This is a genomic window from Gluconobacter cerevisiae, from assembly GCF_015244675.1.
Classification (GTDB): Bacteria; Pseudomonadota; Alphaproteobacteria; order Acetobacterales; family Acetobacteraceae; genus Gluconobacter; species Gluconobacter cerevisiae.
Genome location: NZ_JABCQO010000002.1, coordinates 94,461 through 120,336, shown reverse-complemented (window position 1 = coordinate 120,336; position 25,876 = coordinate 94,461). Strand labels below are relative to the sequence as shown.

Below are 25,876 nucleotides of genomic sequence, written 5' to 3'. Positions count from 1 at the left end.
TTCATAAGATCTTAGTGGCAAGGCTTACGCGACGAGATTGCCTTCCTTATCCACCAACTGGATCGGATAATCCCCCGTGAAGCAGGCGTCGCAATAGCGGCGCGCACCCTCGGCGCGGTTCGCATGGCCCAGCGCCCGGTAGAGCCCGTCGAAACTGACAAACGCCAGACTGTCGACACCGATCGCCCGCGCCATTTCCTCAAGCGTATGGGTGGCAGCCATCAGCTTGCTCTCTTCAGGCGTATCGATACCGTAAAAGCAGGCATGTTTCGTCGGTGGAGACGTGATGCGCATATGCACTTCCGTCGCACCAGAAGCCCGGACCATATCCACGATCTTGCGCGATGTCGTGCCGCGGACGATTGAATCATCCACCAGAATGACGCGCTTGCCCGCCAGAACCGGCCGGTTGGCGGAGTGCTTCATCTTCACACCAAGGTTGCGGATCTGATCCGTCGGCTCGATGAAGGTCCGGCCTACATAGTGATTGCGGATGATCCCGAGCTCAAACGGAATGCCGCTTTCCGCCGCATAGCCAATCGCAGACGGCACGCCGGAATCCGGCACCGGCACCACGACATCGGCCTCAACCGCGCTTTCCCGCGCCAGTTCGCAACCGATCTGGCGACGCGCTTCATAGACGGGCTGGCCTTCAAGAACGGAATCAGGCCGCGCGAAATAGATGTATTCGAACACACAGAACCGACCACCCTGATCCCCGAAAGGACGCAGGGAGCGCAGGCCGTCATTATTAATGACGACAATCTCGCCCGGTTCGATGTCGCGGACATAATCCGCCCCGATGATATCCAGCGCACAGGTCTCGCTGGCCAGAACCCAGCCACCATTCCCCTGCTCATGGCCCGGCATCCGCCCCAAAACGAGCGGACGCACACCGAGCGGATCGCGCATGCCGATCAGACCGTCATCCGGCGTCAGTGTAATCAGAGAATACGCACCCTTGACCTGTTTGACGGCATCAATGAAGCGGTCGAGCACAGTCGTATAGAGCGAAATGGCGATCAGATGGATGAAGACTTCCGTATCCGTCGAGGAATGGAAAATGCATCCACGCTTGACCAGCGCCTGCTTGAGCGTCGCGGAATTCGTCAGATTGCCGTTATGCGCGACTGCCAGACCACCGAACTCATAATCGGCATAAAGCGGCTGCACGTTGCGGACATGCGTTCCGCCGGTCGTGGCATAGCGGTTATGGCCAATCGCAACCGTGCCGGGCAGCGTCGCCATAACGCGGCTGTCTCCAAACACGTCGCCCACCAGCCCCAGCCCCTTGTGCTGGTGGAATCGTTCGCCATCGAAACTGACGATACCCGCCGCTTCCTGTCCACGATGCTGGAGAGCGTGCAGGCCCAGGGCGGTCAGGGCCGATGCATCAGGCACACCCCAGACGCCAAAAACCCCGCATTCTTCATACGGGCGGTTGAGACTGTCGGACTGGGTCATGCGGCGCGGCCTTTCCGGACTGGTTTCACAAGGACGCCTCATGGCCGCTTGTGACCTCAGACGCAAGATGCGGTTGCAGGAAATGAGGCAGATAACCTGTCAGATGGGTTGCCCCAGCGGCAATGTAAGGGCCGATGAGGCTTCCCTGCATCACATAGGACATCCACGAACCAAAAAAAGAGCCTGCCAGCAGATAAAGGACGATCAGGGCCACATAACCACGCGCCACACCGAACACTGCACCCAGAATACGATCCACGCCTCCGAACAGGACACCCCTCGCCGCAGCACCTACCCTCGCACCAATCATGGTGAAGAATAGCAGCACGACAACGAACAGAATCGCCGTACTTGCGCTTCCCGCCAGCGCGGCTTGATGCAGATAGGGCGTTAAATAAGGTTCGAGCAGTCCATGAAACCGATAGGTCAGAACAATTGCCCCGACCCAGGCTAAAAGCCCGGCAAGTTCGGTCGCAAAACCCCGCGTCAGCCCCCATAAGGCCGAAAGCGCCATGATACCCAGTGCAACAAGGTCAAGGCGCGTCAGATCTGCAAGCGTAATATGGGAAAGGTCTGGCAGGGGCGGCATGTCACGGCAGCTTCGTCGAACGAAAACGGCCCCCCTTGTAGGGGCGTATTCCACCAACACGCAACTCGTCCGCCAGACGGAGGCGCTCTTCAATCTCCGTCCAGATCAACTCGGCCTCGACATCCCGCGCTTTCCAGATTTTCTCCAGCAACACAATAAAAGCGGCGCTGTCGCGCACCAGAGCATGTCGATCATTGACCATGACATCCAGAACACACGCCGCCGTCGAAACTCCCAGACGTTGCGAAAGCTTCGTTACTTTTCGATTCTTACGGAACGGAACTGATTTTTCCTGGGATGCCATCACAACATGATGAGCGGAAGATCCGCGTCAGGCAAGCCGTTGCATCCTCTTTTCCTCGGTAATTCCGGGCTATTTTCCGCGAAAAATATTTATTTCAATTCCGGAACACATTTCAGCAGAAATATTAGCGTGATAATTTGTCATTGATGTTTTTCTTTTTAAAACTCGAATAATCTTGAACCTGAGTTGATCAATAATTAACTCTTTTGGTGAGACAATGCTTCACAGGTCAGGTGTGGAACTCCTTCTTCTCGGGGGGATAACTCCTGACATCATCAGGACTCAACGAGATGACAAACTACTGGATTGGTGGTGCAAACGGCGACTGGTTCGCAGACGCAAACTGGAGCGAAGGTAAAGCCCCTCCCAGCAAGGGATGGGTTGATGTCCTTGCTGGCAAGCCGGATGGCAGCGCAGTTACGATCAACGTCGCACAGGCTAACGCAACGCAGATCACGACGTTGAAGGTCGGCAGCAACGCTACGCTTAACGTCACCGCAACATCCCCCGCACCTGGCGCAACGGCTTTCTACGCGAACAGCCTGACCGTTGCTCAGGGCGGGACCATGCTTGTCGACACGTCCAGCACCGTCAATCTTGGCAGCAACCCGACAGTCAACGGCACCCTTCAGATTTCCGGCAATCCGGCCATTTCCATCAACAGCAATAGTGTCGGCGGTACAGGGACGCTGATTTTGGACCAGACGACGTTGGGAAGTTCCAACGCGCAATTCCAGATGGGATCTTCCCTGACGACGGTTCTGCAGAACGGTGCGTCATTATACGTCAACAATGCGACGGCTGGTGGCAGGATCGTGTTCGGCCGCGACGCCGTAAATAGTGCCCCGAGCCAGCTCATCTTCGCAGACTATAACCAGACAGTCTCCACACCCATCACAGGTTATGACGCCGCGTCCGTCATCACTATCGGCCACGGCGGGACACCTCCCATCAGTGCAACATTCGTTGCGAACAGCAGCGGCACCTACACACTGAAAATCGCTTTCGACCACTATAATAACGGCATTACACTCTCGAATATTTCCTTCGGTCCCAATTCAACGCCCGGTACGCCCACAATCGTTCAGAACGCGAACGGAAGCTGGAGCGTTGTGGGTGGCGCGACCGGCTATAACGGGCAGATCTGCTATTTGGCCGGCTCCATGATCCTCACTCCCGAAGGCGAATGCGGCATCGAGACGCTTGAGGCTGGCGATCAGGTCATGGTCCACGAGAACGGGACTCTTCACTCCCGCACAATTCTGCGCGTCGGACATGCTCACACAACAGTCGGTGCTACCGGGCAGGCGGACATGGACGCCGTTCCTGTACGTATTCGTGCGGGTGCCCTGGCAGATGGCATTCCCAGTCGAGATCTTCTGGTCACCCCAGAGCATTGTATGATGCTTGAAGGCACCTTCATTCCCGTTCGGATGCTCGTCAACGGCATGACGATTGCCTACGACCACTCCATCACGGAGTATGACTATTATCATATCGAAACTGAAAAACACGCTATCCTGATTGCCAACGGCGCGCTGTCGGAGAGCTTCATGGATGTGGGCCATCGTCCGGATGCCCTTATGAAGGGCCATCAGGTCGCCCGTCTGCATCCTCTGAGCTGGGAAAAAGATGCCGCCGCACCGCTGGTTACGGACCGCTCACACGTCGAGCCAATCTTTGCGGCAATCGCATTGCGCGCACAGGCTCTGGGCTATGCCGACACTCAGCCAGTTCCTTCGACAAAGACCAAAAATACAATCCACCTCGTGCTGGAAGACGGTACGACCCTGTATCCCATTCGCACAAGTGGCGAGCATTTTGTCTTCATGCTGCCAGAAGGCTGCCAGAGCGTCCGCATTCTGAGTCAGGCCGCACGTCCTGCTGACAGGATTGGACCGTTCGTCGACGACCGCCGGATGCTTGGTGTTCTGGTGGGGGATGTAACCGTCTGGAACGACGAGCAAACTCAGCACCTCTCCAATCATCTGTCGGACCCGTACGCCGATGGTTGGTGGAGCATCGAAAGCAGTCATGCCCGCTGGACGGCCGGCAATGCCCGGCTGGACCTGGGGCGGACGTTAATGACGTCCGGAGGAATTTTAAGCCTCCATATCCTGTCGCATGGAGATCAGGCAGCAGTCGCAGCCTGATTTTCAGCCCCCTAAGCACAAATAAAAAAAGGTAGACCTTTTTTAAGGCCTGCCTTTTTCATGATCTAGTAAAAAAGGGCGGAAACGCGGGTCCACCCCTCCGTTTCAGGCTGCGGCGGATTTGGACGTCTTGAGCTGACGCTCCTGCCATAACGTGGCAAGCGCCTCGACCAGTTCGTCAATCATCTCGTTCGTGTGAAGTGGCGTCGGCGTGATCCGCAGCCGCTCCGTTCCGCGCGGTACGGTCGGGAAATTGATCGGCTGGATATAATTCCCGAAACGGTTCAGCAGCTCATCCGACAGGCTACGGCACAGTTCGGCCTCCCCCACCATGACGGGCACAATATGGCTCGGGTTCATGACATGCGGCAGACCTGCCTTGTCCAGCGCCTGACGCAGGTAAGCTACAGCCCGCTGCTGACCGTCACGCTCGGCACTGCTCCGGCGCAAATACCGCACACTGGCCAGTGCACCAGCCGCGATCATCGGCGGAAGAGCTGTGGAGAAAATGAAGCCCGATCCAAACGAACGCACAAAGTCACAAAGCGCAGCAGACGCGGCTATATAACCGCCCACAACGCCATATCCCTTGCCCAGCGTTCCCTCGATCACCGTCAGACGATGAGACAGACCGAGCTTCTCGGCCACACCCGCACCATGATCGCCATACATGCCAACCGCATGAACCTCATCGAGATAGGTCATGGCGCCGTATTTGTCGGCCAGATCGCAGAAGGCCTCGATCGGAGCGATATCACCGTCCATCGAATAGACGGACTCGAATGCGATGATCTTCGGAACGTCGGCAGGAAGCTCCTTCAGACGACGCTCCAGGTCTTCGACATCGTTGTGACGGAAAATCTGTTTCTCGGCCCGCGAGTGACGGATGCCCTCAATCATGGAAGCATGGTTGAGTTCGTCAGACAGCACAACGCAGTTACGAAGCCGCCCTGCAATGGTCCCAAGCGTCACCCAGTTCGACAGATAGCCGGAATTGAACAGCAGCGCACTTTCCTTGCCGTGCAGGGACGCGAGTTCTTTTTCCAGTTCCACATGATAGTGGTTGGTGCCCGATATATTGCGGGTTCCACCAGCTCCGGCACCTGTTTCGTCGAGTGCATCATGCATAGCTGTCAGGACTTCGGGGTGCTGCCCCATACCGAGATAGTCGTTCGAACACCAGACCGTCACATCACGGCCCAGGCCATGATGGAAAGCCTTGGGAAAATGACCTGCCCGGCGTTCCAGATCCGCAAAGTAACGGTAGCTGCCATCCGCATGCAGACCGTCGAGAGCGGACTGAAACATCGCATCATAGTTCATCGCGTTTTTCTCCTGCCCGGCACTGTAATCCTGCGACACGGTCTCGCCAAGCTCTCTCCAGCCAGGACCGTACATCATCGGAGAAATCTCCATGTCTTTTCTGGAAACTGTGTATTTCCATACTTTCCATTTTCTTCATGGCTGCCTCACCCCATTATCTTTCACAAGACATCACTCAGGAGCATGCAGCCATGCTGGACATCAGACCTTTCGCCACTCTCGGTCACGCCGATCACGGCTGGCTCGACGCCCATTATCATTTTTCTTTTTCGGACTATCAGGACCGCAACCGCATGCACTGGGGGCGGCTGCGTGTGTGGAACGACGACCGCATCGCACCCCATAACGGCTTTGGCGCGCATCCGCATCGCGACATGGAAATCATTACCTATGTGCGGACAGGTGCCATTACGCACGAAGACAGTCTCGGCAATCGCGGACGAACCGAAGCTGGCGATGTGCAGGTCATGTCGGCAGGCAGCGGAATCACACATTCCGAGTTCAACCGCGAAGACGACGCTACGACGCTCTTTCAGATCTGGCTGATCCCGGACGAAACAGGCGGCAAACCATCTTGGGGCACCCGTCCGTTCCCACGCCATGAGCGCAACGGACGCCTCATCCCACTCGCTTCGGGTTTTCCGGAAGACAACGCCCTGCCCATCCGCACCCGCGGGCGGGTCTGTGGCGCTACACTCAAGGCCGGAGAAACCCTGACCTTCCAGACGGACCGCACCATGTTTACCTACCTTGTTCCCGCCACAGGCAGCGTAGAAATAGACGGACAGATCGTTGGACACCGGGACGGTGCGGCGCTTCATGATGTGGAAAGCATCACGATCACCGCGCGGGAGGATGCGGAAATCGTCCTCGTGGAAAGTGCAGCCTTGCGCTGACAGGAGAGACTGTCAGAATTTGTGACAAGAGGAGGAAGCTCTGTGACAAACAACACAGAAAGGTGTTTCCTCCTCCTCGCATCCCGATCAGGAAACAGACGTTATGGAACTGGGGCCACCAGCCCGGAAAAGGCCCGTTTTCTTCTGACAGAAGGAGCCTGACAATGACCGTCCAGAGCACATACACAACGAAGTCCGGCAAGGGGCAGACCGAAGCCCAAGCCGCAACGTCAGTTTTCACCCGCTTTGGTGACTGGTTAAGCGGCGCGAGCACGGATCGCTCGGGCCTGACTCAAGTCACAATCAATATGATGAAAGAAGATTGTGAGTTTGCAACCACCATCAGTGAAATTCGCACTTCCTCTTTAACCCCTCTGTCACCAGAACAGGTCGAGGACCTCATGGGGGCAAAAAGAATAAAGCATATCTGCGATCAAACAGGTCAGTCCCCGGAAGCCGTGGAAACGGCCCTGACTGAAGTGCTCCCCATGCTGGCTTCCATGCTTCGGGAAAACCCCGAACGCCTTTTCAGTTATCAATGCAAGATAAACTGAGCGCTTGATTCGATCGCTGATCGGGAAATCCAGACTTCAGAACGGTGGAGGCCTCGTTAAAGACCTTCCGCCGTTCTTGCCATACGACGCCGCCGTGGCCGTCCTGCACTTTCCTCAAAGCGTTCACTGATCTGGGCTGTCGTCTCGGGACCTGCCAGAATAGTTCCGGAAGCTTCAACACATCCGACCTTTTGTACGAATGCCAGAAGATCCGGAAAATCTACCCCTACACCCCGCACTTTGAGACCGAGCGCCTTCACAGCTTCAAGAGCGGCTCGATAGAAAACCATAGCGCTTTCGTCCAGAAGCGGGGACGCTCCTGACTGCTGCCATGTCATGCCTGAAGGAGTCAGGAGAGAGGCATCAAACTGCACTCCATCCAGCAGTCCCCCAACAGCACGTTCGCGCAGAAGACTCAAACTCGAAGGAGCAGTTCCAAATCCACCAAGAAAAATCTGACACCCCTGATCGCGCAGGGCGGACAGCGTATAGCAGGTCTCTTTGTCATCCTGCGCCAGACCACTTTCCTGAAAGACAAGATCCAGACGGCTAACCGGAAAACCGCTACTCTGAAGAACCGTGTTCAGACGTCCGTTAAAATCTCCATCGGGAGCCTGATCGTCTTCCAGAGAGACCATCAGACGCATCGCATCCGGCCATGTCGCGGCCTGTGAGCACGCATTGCCCAACAGATCCGCGTCAAACTCCCGTTGCTGCTGCCCCAGACTCTTGCGTCGGCTTTTGCGCAGGGTTCGACGTGGCACCGAGAGCCAGAGCTGGCTCATATCCACCTGCGCCCCGATCACCTTGTCTGTTCCGTTACGCCCGAGCACAAAGCGAGGCAGCCATCGCAAAGGAGGTAGTGCGCTTTTTTGCCGCGCCCTGCGACTCCGCAATGTCGTGGCAAACATTCCTGCGCTGGACGCAGCCATAGAGGCCACATAGTCCAGCTTGCCTTCAGGCAGCTCAGACAGTTCATCCACCATGGCTGTCTGGCCGACATGCAGGTCCTGGGGGATTGCCGCCACCGAAGTCGCCCCCCGTCCTAGATCATCCAATGCGGACACCTCCGTTCTTCATGTCAGAACAATGCCGCTCAACACCCTAATTTTTCCTTAATGATGCGGGTTTTTCTGGTGTCGTTTGAACCGTGATTGATGGCCTATACCCGCCCGGTCTATCCGCTCCGGACAGCCTGAAACTCTTCGTTCGATCAATCCGGACAAAGCTGCTACGGTTTCGCGCCCGGACCTTCTTCCGGGCCTGTGACACCCTTGGGCGTGGGGTCTTTTCCCCTCCGAGACAGGACCATTCTGCATGACGGATGCCACAACCCGCTCCGCCGTATCTACATCTTCCCAAGGCTCTCTTGTTGCGCTCCTGCCCTACTGGCAGGTCACTTTTGCCTCCTTTCTGGGCTGGTTTCTGGATGCTTTCGACCAGACGACGCTCATGTTCACGCTCCCCGACATCGCCCATGATTTCGGATGCACGATCGCCGATCTGGGGGCCGTGCTGATGGGGCAGTCCATCGGGCGTGCCGTCGGCAATACCGGCTGGGGATGGCTGGCTGACCGGTATGGTCGCAAGCCCGCTTTCATGCTCGGCGTCGTCTGGTTTGCGGTCTTTTCCGCCATGACCGGACTCTCTCATCACTTTTATGTGCTGATGGCCGTGCAGTTTCTTTTCGGAATCGGCTTTGGCGGCGAATGGACCGCTTCCGCCGCGCTTTTAATGGAAAGCGTACCGGCCTGGACACGCCCCATGGCCTCCGCACTCATGATGTCCGGCTATGAAGTCGGCTATTTCGTCGCGGCTGGGGTGCAAGCCCTGATCCTGCCGCATTATGGATGGCGCGTACTGTTCTTTATCGGTCTCGCCCCCGCCGCACTCGCATTGTTCATCCGCATCGGCGTACCGGAAAGTCCGGTCTGGCTGCGCAATCGTGAAGAACGTCTGGCCGGGAAGCTGCATCACACAGCCCCCCCACCACGGCCCAAATTCCGCCTGACGGGTGCAGCGCTTCAAGCAATCGCTTTCATGAGCTTTCTCGAATTCCAGAAAGCTGCGATCTACACCTATTATCCGACGATCCTGCGTGGCAGCCACCACCTGACGCAACAGGCGGTTTTCTGGCCGGTCACACTGTATTGCATCGGATCATTCGGCGGAAAGGTCTTCTGCGGCTGGCTGGCCGAGCGGTTCGGAGAAGTCCGCGTCATGCTCAGCGCGCTGGTCGTTGTGATGCTGACGATCTGGCCATTCCTGAGTGCGCCAACCTGGACCATGCTGCTGACCGCAGCCTTCGTCATGGGTGCTGCGGCTTCGGGTATTTTCGCTCTTGTCCCGCATTATCTGGCGCAGCGTTTCCCATCAGACACCCGCAGTTTCGGCATGGGGCTTGGCTATGCGCTCGGCTCCATCGGACAGGGCATGGCACAGAAGCTCGTGCCCATGTTCGGCCCGACAATCCTCACCCTGCCCCTCTCAGCCGAAATCTTCGTGCTTGGCACCAGTGTCGTGACGGGAGCCATTGCCCTGATCCGCCCGAAAGAGCTTCCCGGCGAACATATGGAAGGCGATGAAAAGGCCTCTTAAAGAGAAGCCGCCAGCCACTCCGCTGCCCGGATGCCATCAATCCCGGCAGAAAGGATGCCACCAGCGTATCCTGCCCCCTCACCTGCCGGAAACAATCCGCGCAGGGTCGGGCTTTGCCCGTCACGGTCACGACGCAGGCGGATCGGCGAGGACGTGCGCGTTTCCACGCCCGTCATGATGGCATCATCCATGGAAAAGCCACGCAGCTTGCGTTCAAACTGCGGCAGGGCCTCACGGATGGCGTCCGTCACGAAAGCCGGCAGACACAGCGTCAGATCCGTCGGCGTCACGCCCGGCTGATAGGACGGCACGACGTCACCCAGCGACGTGGACGGACGCCCCGCCAGAAAATCCCCGACCCGCTGGGCAGGGGCGTTGTAATTGCTCCCACCCGCGACGAACGCTGCTTTTTCCCACTGTCGCTGAAACGCCATGCCGCCCAGAACATCGTCCGGAAAATCAAGCTCGGGCTTCACTTCAACGACGATGCCGCTATTGGCATTGCGCTCAGCACGGGAATACTGGCTCATCCCGTTGGTGACGACCTGCCCCTCCTCGGACGTTGCCGCCACGACCTGTCCACCGGGGCACATGCAGAACGAATAGACCGCACGGCCATTCGAGGCATGGTGGACGAGTTTATAATCCGCAGCCCCCAGCATTTCATGCCCGGCACTTGCACCAAAGCGGGCTACGTCAATCACGGATTGCGGATGTTCGATCCGTACGCCGATGGAGAACGGCTTGGGGTCCATCTCCACATGGGCTTCACGCAGCATTTCAAACGTATCGCGCGCCGAATGCCCGACCGCCAGAATAACCCGCTCCGCCGGAAGCGTCTCACCGTTCGACAGATGCAGACCGCGGAGACGACGTTCCTCGCCCTCGCCTTCCATCTCAAAGCCCTCAACACGGGTCTCGAACCGGTACTCGCCACCCAGACGCTCGATTTCAGCGCGGATGAACATGACCATCGTGACCAGACGAAACGTCCCGATATGAGGCTTGGAAATCGTCAGGATTTCTTCCGGCGCACCCGCACGGACGAATTCTTCCAGAACATGCCGCCCCAGATGTCGCTGGTCAGACACACCGGAATAGAGCTTGCCGTCCGAGAACGTCCCGGCCCCGCCTTCGCCGAACTGGACGTTGCTCTCCGGCGTCAGAATGGATTTGCGCCACAGGGCGAACGTATCGACCGTCCGCGCCTTCACGTCCTTGCCGCGCTCAATGATGATGGGTTTCAGACCGGCCTGCACCAGCGTCAGCGCCGCCATGATCCCGCACGGTCCAGCGCCAATGACCACAGGACGCGGCATCCCCTCGGGCAGCGTCGCCTCGGGCAGATGATAGGTCGTGTCCGGTTTGGGACGGATATGCTGATCGCTCGCGTGGGCAGCAAGAGTAGCCGCCTCGTCCGCAACGTCGCAGTCCACGTTATAGACCATCATGATATGCCCGCGTTTACGGGCATCATACCCGCGACGCGCCACGGTCAGGCTTTTCAGGTCTTCAGATGCGATGTTCAGACGCGCGAGCACGGCCTCACGCAGGGCCTCCGCCGGGTGATCGAGCGGGAGGCGCAGTTCGGTTATGCGGATCATCAGTGGTGCCCGTTCCCCGAATCATTCCCTGCTTTTCCCGCAACCGGAGGCGCAGGATCAGCATGATGCGTATCGGGGGAGCCTTCCATAATCCGGTCCATAATGGCCATCAACACACCCGAGACCACAAAGGCGAGATGGATGCCCACGCTCCATTCCAGAGCGCGCGTCGAGGTCTCATCCACGCGGATGAAATCCGCTAGCACATGGATCGCGGACATCGCCACGATCGAGGCCATGAGCTTGATCTTGATGTCCCCGAACGTGACATGCCCGATCCAGCTCGGATAATCCTCATGACTGCGGATATCGAGGCGCGAGACGAAGTTCTCGTAGCCCGAGAACATGACGATCAACAACAGATTGGCCAGCAGGACCAGATCGATCAGGTCCAGCACGCCAACGAACACATCGTCGAAATCCAGCCCCGTCGCCTTCAGCACCAGTCCGATCAATTGCTGGAAGAACTTGAACGCAACCAACAGCAGCCCGATTGTCAGGCCAAAATAAAGCGGTGCGGCGATCCAGCGCGTCGCGAAGAAAGCGCGCTCCATCATGCCTTCGGCGCGGCCGAAACTGCCGGTGCGTCGGGTGGACTGTGGATCGGGAGAAGGAGAGGAAGTCGTCATGCTTCCTCTCTACGATTTCAGGGGATTTTTCGCCACAGTGTTGTGAACGCTGGGCGTAAATCCCTTACGGTGTGATCTGCGTGCCCAGAACCTTGAGGAACTGCCCGATCCAGGCCGGATGCGCGGGCCATGCCGGGCCGGTGACGAACTGCCCGTCTGTCACAGCGCCATCCATCGGAAGGGACTGGTACTCGGCCCCGGCGAGCAGCACTTCCGCACGGCAGGCCGGATAAGCCGAAATCTTTTTGCCGCTGATGACGCCCGCAGCAGCCAGAAGCTGCGGACCGTGACACACGGCCGCCACCGGCTTGCCGCTCTCGACGAACGCCCGGACCAGGTCCAGAACGCTTTCGTCGGTGCTGAGCTGTTCTGGCGCGCGTCCACCCGGAATGACCAGCGCGTCGTAAGAATCCGCCGCCACACCCGCATATGTCGCGTTCAGCGTGAAATTATGGCCGCGCTTTTCGGTGTAGGTCTGATGGCCTTCGAAATCGTGAATCGCCGTTGCGATCTGTTCCCCAGCCTTCTTGCCCGGCGACACCACGTCGACCTTATGCCCGACCAGAAGCAGCATCTGGAATGGCACCATGATTTCGTAATCCTCAACGAAATCACCCGCGATGATGAGAATACGTTTTTCAGCCATCGTTTCCTGTCCTTCTTCGTAATCGCAGCGCTACGACGACACCACGCCCCGCGACGTTCGGCAATATCGTCCCGCATGAGGATATAGAGATGGGACGGTCGCGTCACATGCGGTAAGGTCGTGCTTCCATTCTTGCAGCACTGGCCTCCATGACTTCAGATCCCCACCACGCCTGCGATCACCCCCATCATGACACCGCAGCCCTGCATGATCATGCGGACCATGACGATCACGACCACGCGGATGGCGACGGACACAGTCATGGCTTCGGATTCGGCCATCAGCATGTCCATGCCCCGACAAGTTTCGGTGCGGCCTTCGCCATCGGGATCGCCCTGAACACGGCCTATGTCGCCGGGGAAGCGCTGTGGGGTGTCTGGGCGCATTCGATGTCCCTGCTGGCCGATGCAGGGCACAACCTGTCCGATGTATTGGGCCTTGCAGGTGCATGGCTGGCACAGGTGCTCGCGACCCGTCCGTCCAGCGCGCGCTTCACCTACGGCCTGCGCCGCTCCACGATCCTCTCGGCTCTTGCGAACGCCACGATCCTGCTGCTTGTGACCGGCGGCATCGTCTGGGAATCCGTCCTGCGCCTGTTCTCCCACGAGATGGTTCAGGGCGAGATCATCAGTTGGGTCGCGCTGGTCGGGATCGCCGTCAACGCCGTCACGGCCCTGCTGTTCATGAAAGGCGCATCGAGCGACCTCAACATCCGTGGTGCTTTCCTGCACATGGCGGCAGATGCCGTTATGGCGTTTTCAGTCGTCATCGCCGGACTGCTCATTTCGTTTACGGGCTATACGATCATCGACCCCATCATGAGCCTGATCGTCTCGGCCTCCATCGTCATCGGGACATGGTCCCTGCTGCGCCGTTCACTGGATCTGGCGCTGGATGCGGTCCCGGCAGGGATCGATCCAGACGCCGTTCAGACCGCGCTGCTTTCCGTCGAAGGCGTGTCCGGGCTGCATCATCTGCATATCTGGGCCATGAGCACGACCGAGACCGCCCTGACCGTCCATCTCCTCTGCGACCCTACACATCCCGTCAGCCCCGACCGGATCATCGCGCGCGCCGCAGCGCTGCTCCGGACGCAGTTTGACATCGCCCATCCCACTTTCCAGCTTGAAACACAGCCCGCCGTCTGCGACACGCACCAGCCCTGCTGCTGAGGACGCGTCATGACATCAACCCGTATCAAGGTCGCCCGGGCCTCCATCGCGCTGAGCGTGGTGGTGCTCGCCATCAAATACGCGGCCTACGTGGTCTCCGGCTCCAGCGCCCTGCTTTCGGACGCGATCGAGACCATCCTGAACGTCGTGGCGGCTGTCGGAACGCTCTGGGCCATGTCCGTCGCAGCGCTTCCGGCCGACGACAACCATCCCTACGGCCACGGCAAGGCGGAATATCTATCTGCGGTCCTCGAAGGCGTTCTGGTCGTCCTGACGGCCGTCGGTATTCTGGTCATCGCCGTTCATGACTGGCGCCATCCCGAGCCCATCCGCGCGCCCTTCTCCGGTGTGGCGCTCAACGCTCTGGCCGGACTGGTCAATCTCGTCTGGGGCCGTATCCTGGTCGCGGTCGGCCGCAAGCAATCCTCACAGGCGCTTCAGGCCGCAGGCGAACATGTTGTTTCGGATGTCTGGGCGACCGTGGCACTCGTGATCGGCGTGTCCCTTATCCCGCTGCTGAAATGGGATCGCCTCGACGCCATCCTGTCCGGACTGGTCGCGCTGAACGTCATGCGCGCCGGCTTCTCCATGATGAAGCATTCCCTGTCCGGCCTGATGGACGAAGCGCCGTCTCCCGAACAGATGGAGGCAGTCAAGGCTGTGATTTCCGCCAGCGCCACCGGCGCGCTGGAAGCCCATGACCTCCGTATCCGCAAAGTCGGCGCCCTGTCTTTCGTGGAGTTCCATCTCGTGGTTCCGAGCGCCCTGACCGTCCACGACGCCCACGAAATCTGCGACCAGATCGAAGCCGCCATCCGCTCCGAACTGGGCCGCGCCTCTATCCACATCCATGTCGAGCCTGAAGACAAGGCCAAGCATTCCGGCGCCCTTGTCCTGAGCTGAAGATAGGGTAAGCGGCGCTGACTGTGCGGTTTATGACACAATCCGAAACGGATTCGGCCACCTGCGCCTCATCGGCGGAGAACCCTTGACCCTCCTCCCGCGTTGGTGGCAGGTGCTCCTCATCAGCGCACGGGCCTGAACCGGGCGTATCCTCCACAGCCCGACCCTCCTTCCCGGACGTCCGAATATTGGCCGATACACCGCCTCCTTCTCCTGTTGCCGCTGTTCCCGCAGAGCCTCCTGCTTCGGATACGCGCTCTTCACAGCACGCCATGCGCCGCAAAGACCGCATTCTGCATTTGAGGCGTTCAGCAAAAGTTACGACGAACCAGTGGCGCCGCACGGCAGTTTACTGGCTGGGCGCGGTTCTGGTTGGTATCGTGGCGGTATTCTTCGCGAGAATGGGCAATTGGGCAGCGGACGTGCGCCATCAGATCGTCGCCTGGCATCCAGCCGCCATGCTGGTCGTGGCTCCGGCTGGACTGGCACTCATCACATGGGCCACGCGGACCATCTTCAAGGGCGCGCAGGGCTCCGGCATTCCCCAGACAATCGCAACCCTGCATATCGAGAATGTCGCGGTCGTCGACCGGGTCCTGTCTCTCAAGACATCTCTCGGAAAAATTCTGCTGACGTCCTTCGGCCTGATCTGCGGCGCGTCCATCGGGCGTGAAGGCCCGAGCGTTCAGGTTGGCGCGTCCATCATGCATGCCTTCTCACGCCTGCTGGGACAGTCAAACATCGCCGCGCGGCGCAGCATGATCCTTGCAGGCGGCGCTGCAGGCATGGCCGCGGCGTTCAATACGCCTCTGGCCGGAATCATGTTCGCCATTGAGGAACTCTCCCATTCCTTCGAACAGAAGACCTCGGGCCGTACCCTCACGGTTGTCGTCCTGTCTGGCGTCACGGCCATCGCCCTGATCGGCAACTACACCTATTTCGGCCATGCGGACGTGGACGTTCCTGTCGGCACGGCATGGATCGCGGTTCTGACCTGCGGCATTCTCGGCGGCCTTGCGGGAGGCAGTTTCTCGGCCATTCTCATCAAGGCTTCACGCGGCATTCCGGGGCGGGTCGGGCAGTTCGCCGCGACACGCCCGATCGCCTTCGCAGCAATCTGCGGCTTCATACTGGCCCTGATCGGCCTCGTCTCCAAAGGCGCCACCTACGGCACCGGCTATGATCAAGCCAGCGCTATTTTCAACGGCACCGAGCACTATCCCGCCTCGTTCTTCGTCCTCAAATATCTGGCGATGATCGTCTCGTACTGCTCCGGCATCCCCGGCGGCATGTTCGCCCCCTCCCTCGCCATTGGCGCAGGAATTGGCGGCTGGGTAGAGCAGTTCCTGCCGCACACTACGCCGGGCGCGGTGGTGCTACTTGGCACGGTGGCATATTTCTGCGGCATGTCGCAGTCCCCGCTGACCGCTACGATCATCGTCATGGAAATGTGCGATAACCAGCAGGTCACGCTTGCACTGCTGGCCACGTCCTTTCTGGCGTTCGGCGTCTCGAAGATGATCTGCCCGCATTCGCTCTACAGCTGCCTTGCCGACCGCTTCATGGAAGCGAACGATCGCGCCGCCCATCACAACCCGCCCCCGTCGGACAAGAAAAAACCAGCGCCCTGATTCTTCAGAAGCGCCGTCCGTCCCGCCTTACTGTTCGCTCAGCAAAGAGTGCGTCGCGGCATCCTGTTCCACCGCACAACGTGCCGCATCAGGTGCGGCGGGATGCTCCTGCATCGCCAGCAGTTCGTGCCGCGCCGCTGTCAGATCGGCCTGAAGTTCCGGATTGGCCAGAAGCGCATCCATCAGGGATGACGCATTCAGATAGCCAGCCTGAACGTCGGATTTCCAATGCACGCCACAGACGATCCGGCTTTCCCCGAACACGCGGCCGCGCTGGAGCAGCGCCGTGGCATGTTCTGGCATCAGATGCGCCAGAAGGAGCGCCATGCCATATCCCGCCGTCGTATGTCCTGACGGGTAGGACGAATGCAGGCCAAGACCCTCGGGAGACGTACAGATCGGCAAATTTGTGCCGACAAAGGGGCGCGTCCGGTGCCAGTATGTCTTGGCTTCGGATGTCCGGTGTCCGACAGCATGACGGATCCGCTCCAACACCCGCGCCAGATGCGGTGCCTTTGCGAGGTCGATATCAAAGCCTGCCGCACAGGAGAAGTCGCGCACCAAGTCTGCTGGTTCCAGATCCGCGTCGCTCTGCGCCAGTTGCCAGCGTGGCGTATCCTTCAGAGCGCGGGTCGCGCGGAAAACCCGGTCATCGTCAAGCTGCGCCGCGCTGCCTGCCACGGGAGGCGGCGCCAGAACGAGCCGCTCGTCCGGTGCGGCGCTTTCAGGCAATGCCTCGTTGTACCGCGCTGATGGCGCGCAGGCCGAAAGAACAGTCGCACACAGAAGCAACGCTACAGGCAAACGAGTGGCAGAACGCATGGGCCGGAAAATCCCGTCAGAGTAGTGAAACAGAATAACAACCCGTACCCTTAACGTCCGCCGTCTCTGACGCGAAGGCTTTTCCACATGAAGCCCTCATGACAGTCTCCGAATTCCAAAACCCGACAGGATCGCCCCATGACGTCCACTGCTCCCCGTGTCTCCATCCGCTATTGCACACAATGCAACTGGCTGCTCCGTTCTGGCTGGATGGCTCAGGAACTGCTTTCGACATTTGGTCAGGCTCTGGGCGAAGTCGCGCTGATCCCCGATACCGGCGGCCGGTTCGAAATTCATGTCAACGAAATGCTGGTCTGGGAGCGCAAGCGCGACGGAGGGTTCCCCGGCCCCAAGGAACTGAAACAGCGCGTGCGGGACGTTATCGCCCCCGACCGCGACCTCGGACACACCGACCGCCCCTCCGATCAGCAGTCCTGATCAGGTCATCGTCTCAAAAGCTTTTCTGACCTGATCGAGGCTATAAGGTTTGGGGACGAAAAGGTCACGGATCGGAAACCGGACCTGATCTGCGGGTATGTCCGCAGAGGTCAGAATGATTTTGACGGGAGGCCAGCATTTTCGTGCTGTTTCAGCAAGCCTCGGACCATCATCACCGTCCGGCAGGTGGATGTCGGCAAACAGGTAGCGGATTGTCGGATCCGTTTCGAGAAATGCAATCGCCTCCCATGTCGAGCGGGCACTCAGAGTTCTGAAACCGGCATTCTCGAAATAGTCTTCCGTCATCATGCGAATAAACACGATGTCTTCGACAATCAGGATTGTGGGCCGCGTGTCAGGGTCCTCCAACATGAAAGATACGGGTCTCCAGGCAGTCTCAGAGTGTTGCAAGTGACAGGGTCGGGGCAGTCAGGTCTGCACATAAACCCGTTGGAGCGTAATGAAGTTCCGTTTTTCCGTACCGACCCAATCCGGCTTTGAGAAGACGTACACCAAACCCGGTTCGTTCAGGTGGCGTAACTGGCGGGCCGCCAACCTCCCGCCATGTCAGAGACATCACCGCAGCTTCACCTGTTCCTGTAATCGTCCAGCTCAAAAACACCTTCCCGTCCGCAATACTCAGGGCGCCATATTTCATGGCGTTCGTCGCCAGTTCATGCAGCACCATCGAAAAAGATGTCGCCGTATCAGGACCCAATTTGAGAAACGGCCCCGAGACCTCGACCCGGTTTTCGATGCCCAGTGGGGTGAGTACGCCACAGACCAGACTTGCCAGATCCGTGGACTGCCAGTTCCGTCGCATCAGCAGGTCATGCGCGGCGCTAAGTGCAACGAGACGGGATGTGAATGTTGTGAGTGGCCCCTGATCATCCACGTTCCGGAACCCCTGATGTGCGAGGCTTTGGACGATGCTGAGGGTATTTTTCAGACGATGCAGGATTTCATGGTTGACGATGTCCTGCCGCACTTCGGCATCCCATTCATCCAGCGCCGTAAAGATCCGGTCTGCGGCCGTGCGAATGAAGGATGTTTCATCCAGCGTCCAGTCACGTGGTGTGGCGCTGTGAACGAACAGACATCCCGTCAGCTTGTCATGATCCATTTTCGGAACGACAATCTGCGCTTCCATCTGCAATGCCCGACAGGCATTCTGCTCCTCCTGCATCCAGGGCGGGCTGGAAATATCGTCCACAATAAGGACAGCCCCGCTACGCAGGAAATCAGACGTCCTGCGAAAGACCCGAAACTGCAAATTTCCCGAAATCGGTGACACATCTGGGCTGCACCAACCGAGATCAATAGTAAAAACCGCATCACAAACCGCAATAACGGCAAACCCGACACGCTGCACATCAAGGCGTCCACCCAGAAGCTGACATGCTTCTGTAAGAGCCTGCCTGCGCGTCGTCGCCATCCTCAGGGCATCCCCTACCGCCAGAAGTGTCGTCAGGCGGCTGGTGGCGTTTTTTTCGGGCGTGATATCCTGAATTGTTCCGATCAGCCGGATCGGGCGCCCAGCCCAGTCCCTGTCCAGCATCCCCTGTCGCAGTATCCATCGCTCCTTCCGGTCGCCCGCCCGGATGACGCGATATTCAAGTTTCAGAGGTGCCGAGCCGTCCATGAGCTGTGACACAAGGGGAATCCGTTCCCTGTCGTCCTCATGAACCCTCATGGCCCACTGAACGGCCGTCACGACTTCGGTAACAGGAATCCCAATGATACGGCAGACTTCAGGGGAAACCGTAATGTCTCCACTGACCAGATCATATTCATAGATGCCCACACCGCCTGCGGCCCCTGCAGCCTGCTGGAGGGCATATTTTTCCCGTGCCTGTCGGCGCTCCAGATCCACCTGTTGCGCCTGAAGAGCCAGACGTTCCCGGCGCAGTCCCATCAATCGCATGGCCTGTCGCGCCAGAGCTGCCAGACCGTCACTTTCCTGCTGAGACAGCCCCTGCGGTCGCGTTTCCAGGTCCATGACACACAGAGTGCCGAAAATCCTGTTCTCAGCCGTGACCAGCGGATATCCGGCATAGAACCGCAATCCCGGCTCTCCACAGACAAGGCCGTTTTTCTGCGTTTCAGGATCCATCATCAGATCGGGAATCACCACCGAGGTCCCGTGGGCTAAAACTGCCGCACATCCCGAACCGGCCAGCACCCCGTAAACCTGATCCGTTCCGAAACGGGCCGGAAACCAGAGGTGGTCTCCATCCAATATACTGACAAGAGCAATCGGCGCGCGACACAGTGCAGCCGCAGAGACTGCAATATCGCCCAAATCGAGGTCTGAAAAGGCTTCCAGACCTCGATCAATATCCAGACCGGAAGGTCTTCCCCCCAGCGCTGCCAATGGTGATACAGCCTCCAGATACGCCTCCTGAACGAGAGCTCTACTCTGCGTCAGACAGACATAGCGCGTTTCCACACTGCCAACAATTAAATCAGCATTTCAAGCCATACCGCATCCGGAGCCTGGATTACTTCAGGAACCAAATAGATTGATTGTGAAACTTAATCACCTTTGGACAAGTCGATTGCAGCCAGAACGCCGTCTTCGGTCCCAAAGAGCAGCGCCCCACCCTGCGGCGTGAAGCCCAGCGACGTCACCTTACCGCGCTTCGTATCCTGCCCCGAGCATAGCGGCAGGACGCGCTGGTCCCCGCCGCCGATTTCCGCCAGAACGACCGTCCCGTCCTCATAACCCGCAGCAATGATGTCTTCCTTCGGGTTCGGACAGACCGCACTGACGAACAGACCCGGCAGCCGCGCCAGTTCCGCCGGAGCCTTGCCCATCGGGCCACCACCCGTAAACGGCCACAGGACGATCGCATCGGCCCCCGCCGTCGCAAGCCAGCGTCCGTTACGCGTAAAGCCCATGGACTTCACCTGCTTCGGATAGCCGCTCATACGCATGTTGTGCCCGTCAGACAGACGCCAGCCATGCAGATCATTTTCCTGCATGGACGTCACCAGCGCCTCACCGCCCGGATGGATGGCAATTGCGATATGGCTGCCCTTCCATTCGAACGGCCGCACGCTATCAACCTTGGCCTGCACGAACCACATCGACACACCATTATAATGTGACGCCGCAATTCGCTTGCCCTTGGCATCGAACACGATGCCGGTCACGGTCGAAGGATGTTCCAGAACCTTGAGCGTCTGGTGCCCTTCCGCCGCACGGACCTCGATCTGCTTTCCAGACGAAAACGCCAGATGATCCGTCGTGCTGGCCACGCAGTCGATCCAGCGGCGCCCTTCGTGCAGCACATCCGTGCGGCCATCGGCAAAGGTCCGAACGAGCTTTCCGTCCTCGCCACCGGACAAAAACGAATCAGGTTCGCAGCCCTGAGCCAGACACAACCCGCCATCATGCGCGGCCACGACTGTCCAGCTTTCCGCATCCCGCAGACGATCGCGCGGAATGAGAACAAGCTCTCCATCCACTGTCAGCGCCGCAAAGCTACGTCCGTCGCGGGAGGAGACCACATGAACAATCGGGCTCTCGAACCGGCGCTCAGCACCCCGGTCCGCCAGAAGATCCTGTATCATACCGCAATGCAGCTTTCAAAGCCGCGCCGAAGCTGCGGACGGTTCAGATTGCGTCCGATGAACACCAGACGGGAGTCCCGGCTCTCACCCTCACGGAACGGGCCGATAAAGTCTCCGTCCGCCATCATGTGCACGGCCTGAAACGCGAAACGGTTCTGCTCGCCCTTGAAGTGCAGAATGCCCTTGGCCCGCAGAATGTCCGCCCCCTGCTCCTGAAGGATCGCGCCGATCCACGCCTGAAAGCGGGGCTGGTCGATCGGCTCCTTGATGCTCAGGGAAATGCTGGTGATGCCTTCCTCGTGGGAATGATGATCGTTTTCCAGAAAGTCCGGCATCGTCTTGAGGGCGCGTGCCAGATCAAAGCCACCCCGGTCCAGAATGTCCGTCAGCTTCACGCCACCATGCTGCGCCTCATGGATCTGCGCCACGGCGTTGATCTTCCGCAGACGCGCCACGATGTCCTTGCGGCGTTCTTCATCCGCGAGATCAGTCTTGTTCAGCACGATCACATCCGCAAACGCGATCTGGTTGACGGCTTCGGGGCTTTCATCCAGCGTTTCCATGACGTTAAATGCGTCCACAACCGTCACGACCGCGTCCAGACGCGCCTTTTCGCGGAGGTTCTCATCCACGAAGAATGTCTGCGCGACCGGAGCCGGATCGGCCAGTCCGGTCGTTTCGACGATGATGCCGTCAAACCGGTTCCGACGCCGCAGCAGACTACCCAGAATGCGGATCAGATCTCCACGCACCGTGCAGCAGATGCAGCCGTTGTTCATTTCGAACACTTCCTCGTCAGCATCCACCACGAGGTCGTTGTCGATCCCGAGTTCACCGAACTCGTTCACGACAACCGCATATTTACGGCCATGCTCGGCTGTCAGGATATGATTGAGAAGCGTGGTCTTGCCGGCGCCGAGAAAACCGGTCAGGACCGTTACGGGAACGGTGCCGCTTCGTGCGGGCGCAGTGTTGTCAGGGGTGCTGGACATAAGGCCTCCGTAATCTGCCTTACGATATAGGCCGGACCCCGCCCGCTTGAAACCCGTTCCGTATCGGCAAGACCCGATAGGCGAGAGCCAGTCCCAGAAGCAGGAACCCCCAGCCACTCAGCGGCAGGTTCAGGAAATCCGAAGATGATGCGATCGGCCACTCCTGAATCAGCACTGCCGCAAACAGACCGATCGCAATTGCGTGCCCGTTCCGCCCGGGCCAGATCGCCTTCAACCATGTCGCGATCATCAATACGAACAGGATCAGCCCCGGCACTCCGGCATTAACCAGAGCCTGAAGATAATGGTTGTGCGGATGCTGGACACACAGGTCCAGCCACCCCCTCTCGGGCACGGCCTCCGACAGTCCTGCCAGGCCATGAAAGGTGGACGGGTCCGAGCAGAAATGCCGGTAGGCATCATAGCCCTGCCCGATCCAGGGATGCGCCTGCGCCATCACGACCGCGTGGGTATAGATTTCCCCATAAGGCGACTGGCCGAAATGCGTGAGTTGCTGTCGCGCCAGCGTCACGAGATGGAAGAAGCTGCCGGGCGAAAACACCCGCGCCACCAGCACGAGAACCGGCAGCATCGCCGCTGCCGCCAACGCGGCCGGACGCATTGGCCGATACAGCAACGCACATATCCCGATCCCCAGAAGCGAAAGCACAAGCGGCATCCGCTGCCCCGCCAGAACCATGATCCCGACGGCCAGAACCGTAGCCGCACACAGCCCGAATGTCCGCATCAGGCGACTTCGCGCCTTTTCCGCCACCGCACAGCCCACCATCAGTAATGGCAGGATCAGCCGGGATAATGGTGCAGCAGCGCGTGGGTGCTCGTAAGGTCCCGTCAATGTGCCATCATGAAAACGCGGGATTCCGAACAGATTGCGCCCGAACACAGCCTGAATCAGCATTTGAACGGCAATGTAAACTCCGCACGCACAGGTCAGCCACAGCACACGCCTGCGCCAGACCGCATCCCGAAGCAGCCAGCAGCCCAGCGCGGCGGCCGCGAGTGGAAAGCGGATCGCCAGCAGCGCCTGCACCAGCGCGCCATGCCCCGGCGATACCCACAGCGTGCATAGAACCTGCCAGCCCCACCAGCAGAATGTGGCGATGACCCAAGGCTCCCGGAACCAGTCCCATCCGCCCTGCCGTCGTCCGACAAGCAACGAATGGAGCAGCAGCAGAACAGCCAGAAGATCAAGATCGGCCTCACCTGCCACGCGCACATGCGTCAGGGCCAGAGGCAGGACCAGGGCGGCCCATCGGCCGATCCGGGTCACAGTGGAAGGAGAGAAGCGCATGAACGGTGGATGGAAGGTTTCCGCCCGGCATGCAACCACTTACAGTCCGAAGCGCTTTTTCGTTACTGTCTATTTCGAGTGGAGACAATCATGGCATCCGACACCATCCTCATCCCCGGCATCGACACCCCCCTCTCCCGCGTTGCGCTTGGCACATGGGCCATCGGTGGCTGGATGTGGGGCGGGCCCGATGATGACAATGGCGTCCGCACCATTCACGCCGCCCTCGACGAAGGGATCAACTTGATCGACACCGCCCCGGTCTATGGCTTTGGCCATTCCGAAGAAATCGTCGGGCGCGCACTGGCCGAAAAACCGAACAAGGCTCATATCGCTACCAAACTCGGCCTGCACTGGGCCGGCGAAGACGAAAAGAACATGAAGGTCTTCCGGGACTCCCGCCCGGCGCGCATCCGCAAGGAAGTCGAGGACTCGCTGCGCCGTCTGCGTGTGGAAACGATCGACCTCGAACAGATCCACTGGCCTGACGACAAAACCCCGATCGACGAAAGCGCCCGCGAACTCCAGAAACTCCATCAGGAAGGCAAGATCCGCGCCCTCGGCGTCAGCAATTTCTCGCCCGAACAGATGGATATTTTCCGCGAAGTCGCCCCGATCGCCACGATCCAGCCGCCGCTAAACCTTTTCGAACGGACGATCGAAAAGGACATCCTGCCCTACGCCGAAAAGCACAACGCCGTCATTCTGGCTTACGGCGCCCTGTGTCGCGGCCTGCTGACCGGCAAGATGAGCCGAGACACGACTTTCCCCAAGGACGATCTGCGCTCGAACGATCCGAAATTTCAGAAGCCGAACTTCGAGAACTATCTCGCAGCAGTGGAAGAATTCGGAAAGCTTGCCGAAAAACGCGGTAAATCCACCATGGCCTTTGCCGTCCGCTGGGTTCTCGACCAGGGACCGGTCATCGCCCTGTGGGGGGCCCGCAAGCCCGAACAGGTCTCAGGTGTGAAGGACGTGTTCGGCTGGTCGCTGACGGACGAAGAGAAAAAAGCCGTGGACGACATTCTGGCCCGTCACGTGCCGAACGCTATCGACCCAACCTTCATGGCCCCGCCTCAGCGGGACTAAACTTTTCAGGACTGCGGCATATGTTTGACAAACGCAATCGCTGTCTGCCGCAGTTCCTGCACACGGGTGCGGGCTATACCGACATCAAACCGGACAGCCCGTTCACGCCCTTGTGCACCCAGCTTTTCCCTCAGACCGTCATCTTTCATCAAGCGACCCAGAGCCTGTTCCAGCGCTCCGGGCTCATCTGGTGCTGCCAGCAGTGCGGCATCTCCAACCAGATCAGACAACGCCCCCTCCGGGGATGCCACGACCGCCGCACCACATCCCATGGCTTCCAGAGCGGTCATACCAAAAGGCTCCTGCCAGCGGCTCGGCACCACAACGATTGCGGCTTCCGCCATCGCATCCAGAACCGCGTCATGAGGCCGATACCCCGTCATCATGACACCGGCAGCAGCAGCAAGAGGCCGAAGCTGTTTCAGGTAAGGCGTTTCCGGGGAATCCGGTCCAAACCGATCTGCCCCCATGATAACGGCCCTCCACCCCGGATGAGATGCGCGGATGTTGCTCCAGGCCCGCACAAACGCATCCACTCCTTTATCCGCCACAACCCGTCCGGCGAACAGGACAGTCTTCTCCCTTTCGCGCGGAACCGGCAATGCGGACAGATCGAGGCAGTTGGGCTGAATTTCGGTGCGGATCGGGCCGCAGCCTTCCCGGAAACGCTGGATCACCCAATCCGAGACGCCACACACCAGCACATGTCGCGCCAGATCCTCACGCTGCCGAACGGACCGAGCGCCACGCATGGTGCAGGGATCATTATGCAGAACCAGACGGACCGGCCCAAACCGTGCCAGAAAACGCGCCAGATCCGGCCGGTTGTGAACTTCCGTCAAAGCGGGTCGAGACGAACGCATCATTGCCACGCAGGACAGACGAAAACGCCAGCCACACGACAAGGGAATTCGTGGTATGGTTAACGCTCGATACCGTCCACCAGGCAACGCTACACCGACAGCTCCGCTTCCCGCCACAATATCCCCCGCATCGGCGAGCCGGTCTACAAGCAGGGAGATCGCCCCAGCATGACCCGCTTCGTAACGCTCACGCGGCGGAAGAATGGTCAGAATCCGAGCATGAATCGTATCATATTCGTTCTGAGAAACATTTTGTTGCAGTTTGAACGACCCCCGATTGTTCGACATTTCCAGTTTCTTAACAGAAGCCGAGTCATC

24 protein-coding genes are annotated in these 25,876 nt (G+C 59.1%); 9 read left to right on the top strand and 15 right to left on the bottom strand.

Annotated elements, in window-relative coordinates:
- Positions 1 to 24 precede the first annotated feature (24 nt).
- The 3 genes from purF to HKD21_RS03375 are packed head-to-tail and all read right to left on the bottom strand — an operon-like array spanning position 25 to position 2,357.
- Positions 25 to 1,464 (bottom strand): amidophosphoribosyltransferase, encoded by a 1,440-nt coding sequence (gene purF, locus HKD21_RS03385; RefSeq protein ID WP_194254205.1) that lies wholly within the window; start codon positions 1,462 to 1,464, stop codon positions 25 to 27.
- A 25-nt stretch (positions 1,465 to 1,489) separates the two neighbouring features.
- On the bottom strand, positions 1,490 to 2,053 hold the full coding sequence (locus HKD21_RS03380) for a CvpA family protein (protein ID WP_194254204.1): 564 nt from the start codon (positions 2,051 to 2,053) through the stop codon (positions 1,490 to 1,492).
- A 1-nt stretch (position 2,054) separates the two neighbouring features.
- Positions 2,055 to 2,357: a hypothetical protein gene (locus tag HKD21_RS03375; RefSeq protein ID WP_194254203.1), complete on the bottom strand. Its 303-nt coding sequence runs from the start codon at positions 2,355 to 2,357 to the stop codon at positions 2,055 to 2,057.
- A 290-nt stretch (positions 2,358 to 2,647) separates the two neighbouring features.
- On the opposite strand from HKD21_RS03375, the gene HKD21_RS03370 reads away from it, so the two are divergent.
- A complete protein-coding gene (locus tag HKD21_RS03370) occupies positions 2,648 to 4,510 on the top strand; it encodes a Hint domain-containing protein (RefSeq protein ID WP_194254202.1) in 1,863 nt (620 codons plus the stop codon).
- Positions 4,511 to 4,615: 105 nt separating this feature from the next.
- On the opposite strand, the gene hemA is transcribed toward HKD21_RS03370, so the two are convergent.
- Positions 4,616 to 5,833: a 5-aminolevulinate synthase gene (gene hemA, locus HKD21_RS03365; protein WP_194254463.1), complete on the bottom strand. Its 1,218-nt coding sequence runs from the start codon at positions 5,831 to 5,833 to the stop codon at positions 4,616 to 4,618.
- Positions 5,834 to 6,024: 191 nt separating this feature from the next.
- Between hemA and HKD21_RS03360 the strand changes: the two genes are divergently transcribed.
- Both HKD21_RS03360 and HKD21_RS03355 read left to right on the top strand, forming a co-directional pair.
- Positions 6,025 to 6,729, top strand: coding sequence for a pirin family protein (locus tag HKD21_RS03360; RefSeq protein WP_194254201.1), 705 nt, complete (start codon positions 6,025 to 6,027; stop codon positions 6,727 to 6,729).
- Between the two features lie 164 nt (positions 6,730 to 6,893).
- On the top strand, positions 6,894 to 7,283 hold the full coding sequence (locus HKD21_RS03355; protein ID WP_194254200.1) for a YidB family protein: 390 nt from the start codon (positions 6,894 to 6,896) through the stop codon (positions 7,281 to 7,283).
- Positions 7,284 to 7,339: 56 nt separating this feature from the next.
- Here the strand turns inward: HKD21_RS03355 and HKD21_RS03350 are convergent, their stop codons facing one another.
- A complete protein-coding gene (locus HKD21_RS03350; RefSeq protein WP_322782898.1) occupies positions 7,340 to 8,311 on the bottom strand; it encodes an EAL domain-containing protein in 972 nt (323 codons plus the stop codon).
- Positions 8,312 to 8,600: 289 nt separating this feature from the next.
- On the opposite strand from HKD21_RS03350, the gene HKD21_RS03345 reads away from it, so the two are divergent.
- Positions 8,601 to 9,881, top strand: coding sequence for an MFS transporter (locus HKD21_RS03345; protein ID WP_194254199.1), 1,281 nt, complete (start codon positions 8,601 to 8,603; stop codon positions 9,879 to 9,881).
- On the opposite strand, the gene HKD21_RS03340 is transcribed toward HKD21_RS03345, so the two are convergent.
- The 3 genes from HKD21_RS03340 to HKD21_RS03330 form a co-directional block, all read right to left on the bottom strand.
- Positions 9,878 to 11,485 (bottom strand): NAD(P)/FAD-dependent oxidoreductase, encoded by a 1,608-nt coding sequence (locus HKD21_RS03340; protein WP_194254198.1) that lies wholly within the window; start codon positions 11,483 to 11,485, stop codon positions 9,878 to 9,880. The genes HKD21_RS03345 and HKD21_RS03340 overlap by 4 nt on opposite strands.
- Positions 11,485 to 12,114 carry a TIGR00645 family protein gene (locus HKD21_RS03335; RefSeq protein ID WP_062030151.1) on the bottom strand — a complete coding sequence of 210 codons (630 nt, stop codon included), beginning with the start codon at positions 12,112 to 12,114 and terminating at the stop codon, positions 11,485 to 11,487. The genes HKD21_RS03340 and HKD21_RS03335 overlap by 1 nt, the downstream gene beginning before the upstream one ends.
- Positions 12,115 to 12,178: 64 nt before the next feature.
- Positions 12,179 to 12,760, bottom strand: coding sequence for a DJ-1/PfpI family protein (locus HKD21_RS03330; RefSeq protein ID WP_194254197.1), 582 nt, complete (start codon positions 12,758 to 12,760; stop codon positions 12,179 to 12,181).
- Positions 12,761 to 12,909: 149 nt separating this feature from the next.
- On the opposite strand from HKD21_RS03330, the gene HKD21_RS03325 reads away from it, so the two are divergent.
- The 3 genes from HKD21_RS03325 (at position 12,910) to HKD21_RS03315 (ending at position 16,466) form a co-directional block, all read left to right on the top strand.
- Positions 12,910 to 13,932: a cation diffusion facilitator family transporter gene (locus HKD21_RS03325; protein WP_194254196.1), complete on the top strand. Its 1,023-nt coding sequence runs from the start codon at positions 12,910 to 12,912 to the stop codon at positions 13,930 to 13,932.
- Positions 13,933 to 13,941: 9 nt separating this feature from the next.
- A complete protein-coding gene (locus HKD21_RS03320) occupies positions 13,942 to 14,835 on the top strand; it encodes a cation diffusion facilitator family transporter (RefSeq protein ID WP_194254195.1) in 894 nt (297 codons plus the stop codon).
- A gap of 188 nt (positions 14,836 to 15,023) precedes the next feature.
- Positions 15,024 to 16,466, top strand: a complete 1,443-nt coding sequence (locus HKD21_RS03315) for a chloride channel protein (protein ID WP_407646518.1) — start codon at positions 15,024 to 15,026, stop codon at positions 16,464 to 16,466.
- Positions 16,467 to 16,493: 27 nt separating this feature from the next.
- Here the strand turns inward: HKD21_RS03315 and HKD21_RS03310 are convergent, their stop codons facing one another.
- A complete protein-coding gene (locus HKD21_RS03310; protein WP_194254194.1) occupies positions 16,494 to 17,288 on the bottom strand; it encodes an acid phosphatase in 795 nt (264 codons plus the stop codon).
- Positions 17,289 to 17,426: 138 nt separating this feature from the next.
- Between HKD21_RS03310 and HKD21_RS03305 the strand changes: the two genes are divergently transcribed.
- Positions 17,427 to 17,726, top strand: a complete 300-nt coding sequence (locus HKD21_RS03305) for a SelT/SelW/SelH family protein (RefSeq protein WP_194254193.1) — start codon at positions 17,427 to 17,429, stop codon at positions 17,724 to 17,726.
- On the opposite strand, the gene HKD21_RS03300 is transcribed toward HKD21_RS03305, so the two are convergent.
- From HKD21_RS03300 to HKD21_RS03280, 5 genes are all read right to left on the bottom strand, one after another.
- Positions 17,727 to 18,098 carry a response regulator gene (locus HKD21_RS03300; RefSeq protein WP_194254192.1) on the bottom strand — a complete coding sequence of 124 codons (372 nt, stop codon included), beginning with the start codon at positions 18,096 to 18,098 and terminating at the stop codon, positions 17,727 to 17,729.
- A gap of 25 nt (positions 18,099 to 18,123) precedes the next feature.
- Positions 18,124 to 20,175 carry a GAF domain-containing protein gene (locus HKD21_RS03295; protein ID WP_194254191.1) on the bottom strand — a complete coding sequence of 684 codons (2,052 nt, stop codon included), beginning with the start codon at positions 20,173 to 20,175 and terminating at the stop codon, positions 18,124 to 18,126.
- 86 nt (positions 20,176 to 20,261) lie between these two features.
- Entirely contained in the window at positions 20,262 to 21,302 is a 1,041-nt protein-coding gene (locus HKD21_RS03290; RefSeq protein WP_194254190.1) for a WD40 repeat domain-containing protein, read from the bottom strand.
- The gene (locus tag HKD21_RS03285; protein ID WP_194254189.1) at positions 21,299 to 22,294 is read right to left on the bottom strand and encodes a CobW family GTP-binding protein; all 996 of its coding nucleotides are present in this window, start codon (positions 22,292 to 22,294) and stop codon (positions 21,299 to 21,301) included. The genes HKD21_RS03290 and HKD21_RS03285 overlap by 4 nt, the downstream gene beginning before the upstream one ends.
- Positions 22,295 to 22,313: 19 nt before the next feature.
- Positions 22,314 to 23,645 carry an O-antigen ligase family protein gene (locus HKD21_RS03280; RefSeq protein WP_322782897.1) on the bottom strand — a complete coding sequence of 444 codons (1,332 nt, stop codon included), beginning with the start codon at positions 23,643 to 23,645 and terminating at the stop codon, positions 22,314 to 22,316.
- Between the two features lie 51 nt (positions 23,646 to 23,696).
- Here HKD21_RS03280 and HKD21_RS03275 point away from each other — a divergent pair, with 51 nt between their 5' ends.
- The gene (locus tag HKD21_RS03275) at positions 23,697 to 24,695 is read left to right on the top strand and encodes an aldo/keto reductase (RefSeq protein WP_194254188.1); all 999 of its coding nucleotides are present in this window, start codon (positions 23,697 to 23,699) and stop codon (positions 24,693 to 24,695) included.
- 5 nt (positions 24,696 to 24,700) lie between these two features.
- Here the strand turns inward: HKD21_RS03275 and HKD21_RS03270 are convergent, their stop codons facing one another.
- Positions 24,701 to 25,846 (bottom strand): glycosyltransferase family 4 protein, encoded by a 1,146-nt coding sequence (locus tag HKD21_RS03270; RefSeq protein WP_194254187.1) that lies wholly within the window; start codon positions 25,844 to 25,846, stop codon positions 24,701 to 24,703.
- Between the last annotated feature and the right edge of the window lie 30 nt (positions 25,847 to 25,876).

Coding starts and splice junctions, on each gene's coding strand:
- HKD21_RS03290 (WP_194254190.1), bottom strand. CDS start 21,302: ATGATACAGGATCTTCTGGCGGACCGGGGTGCTGAGCGCCGGTTCGAG.
- HKD21_RS03310 (WP_194254194.1), bottom strand. CDS start 17,288: ATGCGTTCTGCCACTCGTTTGCCTGTAGCGTTGCTTCTGTGTGCGACT.
- hemA (WP_194254463.1), bottom strand. CDS start 5,833: ATGAACTATGATGCGATGTTTCAGTCCGCTCTCGACGGTCTGCATGCG.
- purF (WP_194254205.1), bottom strand. CDS start 1,464: ATGACCCAGTCCGACAGTCTCAACCGCCCGTATGAAGAATGCGGGGTT.
- HKD21_RS03300 (WP_194254192.1), bottom strand. CDS start 18,098: ATGTTGGAGGACCCTGACACGCGGCCCACAATCCTGATTGTCGAAGAC.
- HKD21_RS03355 (WP_194254200.1), top strand. CDS start 6,894: ATGACCGTCCAGAGCACATACACAACGAAGTCCGGCAAGGGGCAGACC.
- HKD21_RS03345 (WP_194254199.1), top strand. CDS start 8,601: ATGACGGATGCCACAACCCGCTCCGCCGTATCTACATCTTCCCAAGGC.
- HKD21_RS03375 (WP_194254203.1), bottom strand. CDS start 2,357: ATGGCATCCCAGGAAAAATCAGTTCCGTTCCGTAAGAATCGAAAAGTA.
- HKD21_RS03360 (WP_194254201.1), top strand. CDS start 6,025: ATGCTGGACATCAGACCTTTCGCCACTCTCGGTCACGCCGATCACGGC.
- HKD21_RS03305 (WP_194254193.1), top strand. CDS start 17,427: ATGACGTCCACTGCTCCCCGTGTCTCCATCCGCTATTGCACACAATGC.
- HKD21_RS03335 (WP_062030151.1), bottom strand. CDS start 12,114: ATGACGACTTCCTCTCCTTCTCCCGATCCACAGTCCACCCGACGCACC.
- HKD21_RS03320 (WP_194254195.1), top strand. CDS start 13,942: ATGACATCAACCCGTATCAAGGTCGCCCGGGCCTCCATCGCGCTGAGC.
- HKD21_RS03370 (WP_194254202.1), top strand. CDS start 2,648: ATGACAAACTACTGGATTGGTGGTGCAAACGGCGACTGGTTCGCAGAC.
- HKD21_RS03270 (WP_194254187.1), bottom strand. CDS start 25,846: ATGTCGAACAATCGGGGGTCGTTCAAACTGCAACAAAATGTTTCTCAG.
- HKD21_RS03340 (WP_194254198.1), bottom strand. CDS start 11,485: ATGATCCGCATAACCGAACTGCGCCTCCCGCTCGATCACCCGGCGGAG.
- HKD21_RS03285 (WP_194254189.1), bottom strand. CDS start 22,294: ATGTCCAGCACCCCTGACAACACTGCGCCCGCACGAAGCGGCACCGTT.
- HKD21_RS03330 (WP_194254197.1), bottom strand. CDS start 12,760: ATGGCTGAAAAACGTATTCTCATCATCGCGGGTGATTTCGTTGAGGAT.
- HKD21_RS03380 (WP_194254204.1), bottom strand. CDS start 2,053: ATGCCGCCCCTGCCAGACCTTTCCCATATTACGCTTGCAGATCTGACG.
- HKD21_RS03275 (WP_194254188.1), top strand. CDS start 23,697: ATGGCATCCGACACCATCCTCATCCCCGGCATCGACACCCCCCTCTCC.
- HKD21_RS03325 (WP_194254196.1), top strand. CDS start 12,910: ATGACTTCAGATCCCCACCACGCCTGCGATCACCCCCATCATGACACC.